The sequence below is a fragment of the Gracilibacillus oryzae genome, assembly GCF_009498735.1.
In the GTDB taxonomy this organism is placed as follows: domain Bacteria; phylum Bacillota; class Bacilli; order Bacillales; family Amphibacillaceae; genus Gracilibacillus; species Gracilibacillus oryzae.
Window position 1 is genome coordinate 186,296 of sequence record NZ_ML762431.1, and the last position, 5,926, is coordinate 192,221.

The following is a 5,926-nucleotide window of genomic DNA, read 5'->3' on the forward strand; positions in this document are numbered from 1 at the left end:
AATGATAAGGAGTTGCTTCGATAAACATGTGTTTCACCTCTTCATTATTTTTAAAAGGAGGAGAAAGAAACTCCCCTCCAGTTACTGTATTATTCTGAGATATTCCCAATAACACCTTCTACAAAGTAATCAACTGCTTCTAATTCATCTGTTGTAGGTGTTACCCCTTCTTCAATCTTCACATCACCATTTTGACTTTTAATCGGACCTGCAAATGGATGGAATTCTCCACTTTCGATTGCTGCTTTTTCCTCTTCGACTAAAGTTTTCACATCGTCAGGAACTTGATTACCGAATGGTGCAAGCTCTACCACACCTTCTGACAATCCACCACGGTAAATACCATCATATTCGCTTCCTTTAAAATTCCCTTCAATTGCTGTTGTTGTCATATCAACAAAAAGGTCGCCCCAGTTCCAGATCGCACCTGTAACCCAAGTTTCCGGTGCAAGTGTGGAAGCATCTGCATGATATCCTACTGATTTGATATCAAGACGGTCAGCTGTTTCAATCACTGTTTTTGTACAGTCCTGGTGCTGGGAAATCACATCAACACCTTGTTCAGCTAGACTGTTTACAGAACTAGCCTGCTGTCCTGGATCACACCAGCTGCCAGTAAACGCAACAGTCGTAGTTGCATCAGGGTTCACTGATTGTGCACCTAATGTAAAAGCATTCACATTTAACAATACTTGCGGAATCGGGAATGACACAACATACCCAAGATTGCCACTTTCTGAAACACTGCCTGCTGCTACACCTGATAAGTATGCAGCTTGCCAAATATTACCGAAATACGTTCCTAAGTTTTCAGCATTCTTTAAACCACCTTGGTGGAAAAATGCCACATCTGGATGTCTTTCTGCTACATTCATCGCTGGTTCTAAGTGACCATAAGATGTTGGGAAAATAACTTTTGCACCATTACGAATCATTTCTTCCATTACACGTTCTGCTTCCGCTGTTTCCGGAACATTCTCACTTCTCAAAATTTCCATATCAGGAAAGGCTTCCTCAACCGCTACACTGCCATCATAAGCTGCCTGGTTGTATCCATAATCATCTTTTGTACCAACAAAGATAAACCCTACTTTTTCTGAACCTTCGCCTGGAGCTGCGGATTCACCTGATGAGTCCGAACTTTCTGTTGCTGACCCTTCATTACTGCAAGCTGACAGAACTAGCATAATTGCTGCAATTACCATTGCTAAATATAGTTTTTTCATTTGTTTATCCCCCTGTTTATTTACTATCAATTTTTTTGCTGGACGAAGATCTAGTTGCCACCTCCTTCAAATACATCCTTCAGACCCAGTGGCATCATATTTCTTTGTTTCCTTTCCACAATAAACATTGCGACTAATGTTAATACATATGGAAGCATAAATAGTAAGAACTGCGATATATCTACACCTCGCCCCTGAAGTGCTAATTGGAGCGCGTAAGCACCACCGAACAAGTAAGCTCCAAGCATGGCACGGAACGGCAGCCATGAAGCAAAAATAACTAATGCAACCGCGATAATTCCTCTTCCCTGTGTCATGCCTTCAATCCAAGTATGTGTAAAGGCCGTTGAAAGCTGGGCACCACCTACACCTGCTAACAACCCTCCTGCCATTACAGCTAAGTAGCGAACTAGCTTAGGTGATTTCCCATAAGCGTAAACCACTTGTTCATTTTCACCTGCACCGCGAAGGATGATCCCCCACTTTGTCCGGAATAAGAAAAACCAGACAGCTGGAACCAATAAATAAGATAAGTATGTCAGCACATCATGTGTGAAAAGAATCCTCCCCACAAACGGGATCTGTGATAATAAAGGAATATCAATGGATTCAAAACCATTAATCTGTTTATCTACAAGTGATCTGCCGAAAAATGCCGACAGCCCGAGTCCGAAAAACATAATCGTTAACCCTGTTGCCAGTTGGTTCGCTTTCCGGTCAATAACCAAAAACGCATGAATCAAAGAAATTAATAAACCTGCTATCGCCCCAAAGGCCAAACCTATCCATGGACTCCCGGACCAGGCGGTTGCAGCGAATGCTGCCATCGCCCCTGACACCATCGATCCTTCTGTTCCAAGGTTAATAACACCTGCTCTTTCTGATATCAACTCACCTGTTGTTGCATAAAGTACGGATGTACCTGCAATAATTGCCCCTGTTAAAACTTCTATTATCATGATTTACTCTTCCTCCCCATCGCTAAAATTCCGAAGAGCACTAGTGCCATCAGGATATGAACAACTGATGCTGGTAATCCTGCAGTCATTTCCATCGAATTCCCAGATACACTAATCATTCCGATGATCAAAGCGGTAAAGATTATTCCAATCGGATGATTTCTAGCCATCCAGGCTGCAAGAAAGCCAAGATAACCATAATCTACACCTGTCGTTTGCCTTAATCTTCCTTCAATCCCTGTTACTTCGATCATTCCAGCCAAACCAGCAATCGCACCGCCCATGACCAGTGCCCAGAACTGCAGCTTATTCACTTTAAACCCTGACTGAAATGCAGCGATTGGATTTCCACCGACAATTTTCAAATAAAAACCCCAGCGTGTTTTCTTAAATAAGAAGTACATCCCTACCGCAATGACTATTGCGATCACAATTCCGATATGGATTCGACTGCCAGGAATTGTTGGCAGACGCAACGAGTCACTTAATTCCGGTGAGTGCGGCCAATTAAAGGAAGTGGGATCTTTTAACGGACCATGAACGAAAAATGCTAACGTATAAAAAGCAATATAATTTAATAAAAGGGTTGTGATCGTCTCATTCATGCCGCTTTTTGCTTTTAATACGGCGGCAATACCTGCCCAGATCATTCCGCCTAATGCACCAAATATCATAAGTAATGGCAATCCAATCCACATTGGCCATCCATCAATAAGAAAAACTGCTGCAATGGTAGACGTTAAGGCACCTATCGCTAACTGTCCCTCTCCACCAACATTCACTAATCCTGCTCTGGCTGGTATCACCGTTGCCAAGGCGGTTAATATAAATGGTGTTGTCATAATAATAACTTCACCGAATCCATAAAAATCGCCGAATACAGAGCTGATCATGTTACCAAATGTTGCTATCGGGTTCACACCTTGTAATAACAGGAATAAAGCGAATAATAGAATCGGCAAAACATATCCTACAATCCATTGAGAACCCGGAAATCTCATCTTTTCTTGTAAAAAACTCATGAAGCTTCACCTTCTAACATTACTTTTCCAATCTCATACGAAGTTGTATCGTTTGGAGAATATGGGCCATAAAGATTCGTTTGTCCAAGGACAACAATTTGATCGGAAATCTCAAAAACTTCTGTCAAGTCTTCCGAGATTACGAGAATTCCCACACCTTCTTCTTTCAACTTCCGAAACATGTTATGAATACTGTTCACTGTCGCAATATCCAACCCTCTGCTTGGATAACTTACCAGTACAATATCAGGCTCAGACAACAATGCTCTAGCCAACACCATTCGCTGCACATTCCCACCCGATAATGTATCTGCAATGCGATTGCCTTCTGCCACCCTTAATTCTTTCACCACTTCTGATTGGTCAAATTTCGCTTTCACTTTGTCCCAATCAATCCCGACATTTTTCTTCTCGACCGGCATTCCTGAGAGAACCATATGATCATAAATGGAAAGGCCAGGAACAATTTGATCATGTAATGGATCTTCCGGAATATAAGAGATACCTGCATCTAAAAAGGCTTTGGCAGACTTGCCGGTAAAGTCTTCCTCTTTCACGATTATCTTGCCTGCCTTTACTTTTCTAACCCCAAACAGTGCTTCCACAATTTCTTTCTGTCCATTACCTGAGACACCAGCCACCCCAATGATTTCGCCTGCCTTCAGGGACAAATTAATTTGCGAAAGAATTTCCTGTCCTCTATCGTCTTCTACAGTCATTCCTTCTACACGCAAGAGTTCTTTCTGAATTCCCTTATACTTTTGAGATTGATTTGCTTGCGGAATGTCTGTTGATCCGATCATCTCCGAAACTAGTTCTTCCTCTGTTGTTTGTTCATTAATCGAACGAGAATAAACCACTTTTCCTTCTCTCAGGATCGTAACTTTGTTGGAACATGCTAACACTTCTCTAATTTTGTGTGTGATCAAGATAATGCCGTATCCATCTTCCCGCAGCATTTTCAGCATTTTCAGAAATGCATCAACTTCTGATGGTGTCAGTACACTGGTCGGTTCATCAAAAATAATAATCTTTGTCATATCTTCTACCAACACTTTGATAATCTCTACACGTTGCCGTTCTCCCAGATCCAGTTCCCAAACATAACTATCTGGATTGATTGATAAGTTATATCTTTTGGTTACTGTTTCGATTTTTTCGCGCAACTTTTTCTTCTTTAAAAAGAAACCTTTTTCTGAATATGCCAGCGCTATATTTTCAAGAACTGTCAGTGAAGGAATAATCCTGAAATCCTGGAACACCATACTAATTCCATGCGTACGAGCTTTCGCCGGTGGATGCAATTCCTCCCTATGCCCATTGATCAACACTTCACCTTCTTCAGGAGCATGAACACCATATAAGGATTTCATTAACGTACTTTTTCCTGCCCCATTTTCACCAAGAATGCTATGTATCTCTCCAGCATTTACACTAAAATCTATTTTGTCATTGGCGATAAAGCTGCCAAACTTCTTAGTTAAACCCTTTGTTTCTAATAAAGGAATATTATTCGTTTCATCTGTCTTTACCAACCAGTCCATCCCCTTTCACTTTATGTAATATTAAGTAACATATTACGTTAAATAAATTATACATTCGTTTTGTGGCTTTTGTCTTTGGCACTCAATTACAAACGTAACTCGTCTTTGTTATGAACTAATTACAACATGATCATGATTTTTCGTCATTGTTTATGTTAGTAAATCTTACATAGGAATTTTTTATTGGTATAGTTTAAGTGGCTTTGCAGATGAAGAAGGGGGCTGTTTGGATTGGGTGGTTGATTTTTTTCCATTGTTCATGATTTACTTTTCTAATTAAAAAGACTCGGTTCCCTTTCCTTTTGCGGTTTGATGTTTAAATGGGGTTTGTTCTTCAATCGGGTTCCTTTCCTTTTGTGGATTGATGTTTAAAATGGGGTTTGTTCTTCAATCGGGTTCCTTTCCTTTTGTGGATTGATGTTTAAAATGGGGTTTGTTCTTCAATTCGGTGCTTCTGTTCTGGATATTTGATGAAAAAAACTTCCCGAATGCTTTGGCGTTTGCTATTTGTTCCTCTCAAAGCATTCAGACTCCTTCCGAATACCTTCACCTCTCCTTCCTGAGCTCCTCATGGCATTCAGACTCCTTTTGAATGCTTTCACTATTCCTTCCCATTCCCCTCATGGCATTCAAACTCCTCCTGAATACCTTCACCTCTCCTTCCTGAGCTCCTCATGGCATTCAGACTCCTTTTGAATGCTTTCACTATTCCTTCCCGTTCCCCTCATGGCATTCAAACTCCTCCTGAATACCTTCACCCCTCCTTCCTGAGCTCCTCATGGCATTCAGACACCTTTTGAATGCTTTCACTATTCCTTCCCGCTCCCCTCATGGCATTCAGACTCCTTCTGAATACCTTCACTTATCCTTCCCGTTCCCCTCATGGCATTCAGACTCCTTCTGAATGCCTTCACCTCTCCTCCCTGCTCCTCTCATGGCATTCAGACTCCTCCTGAATGCCTTCACTATCCTGACTCACAGTCAAGTCCTTTTTTATGTGTAAATATAGATACAATGTTAACAACCTAATTCACATAATACATATTTGTTCTTTTAAAAATTAGGTAGTTTTCTCAATTTGTTCACTGATTCACATAGAATCCTCCCATCCAGCCACAGCTTTGCTGCTGGTCCTTGACTGTCGGTGCCCCTTCTTGGTGATCAGTAGTTGGGTG

The 5,926-nt window shown here is 41.2% G+C and carries 4 protein-coding genes; all 4 read right to left on the bottom strand.

The features are described from left to right. Positions 1 to 89: 89 nt before the first annotated feature. The 4 genes from F9U64_RS12360 to F9U64_RS12375 are packed head-to-tail and all read right to left on the bottom strand — an operon-like array spanning position 90 to position 4,742. Positions 90 to 1,226, bottom strand: a complete 1,137-nt coding sequence (locus F9U64_RS12360; RefSeq protein ID WP_153403828.1) for a BMP family ABC transporter substrate-binding protein — start codon at positions 1,224 to 1,226, stop codon at positions 90 to 92. A 50-nt stretch (positions 1,227 to 1,276) separates the two neighbouring features. Beyond that, the gene (locus F9U64_RS12365; protein ID WP_153403830.1) at positions 1,277 to 2,185 is read right to left on the bottom strand and encodes an ABC transporter permease; all 909 of its coding nucleotides are present in this window, start codon (positions 2,183 to 2,185) and stop codon (positions 1,277 to 1,279) included. After that, positions 2,182 to 3,207, bottom strand: a complete 1,026-nt coding sequence (locus F9U64_RS12370) for an ABC transporter permease (RefSeq protein WP_228275692.1) — start codon at positions 3,205 to 3,207, stop codon at positions 2,182 to 2,184. The genes F9U64_RS12365 and F9U64_RS12370 overlap by 4 nt, the downstream gene beginning before the upstream one ends. Further along, positions 3,204 to 4,742, bottom strand: a complete 1,539-nt coding sequence (locus F9U64_RS12375) for an ABC transporter ATP-binding protein (RefSeq protein ID WP_194287364.1) — start codon at positions 4,740 to 4,742, stop codon at positions 3,204 to 3,206. Before F9U64_RS12375 ends, F9U64_RS12370 begins: the two co-directional genes overlap by 4 nt. Positions 4,743 to 5,926 lie beyond the last annotated feature (1,184 nt).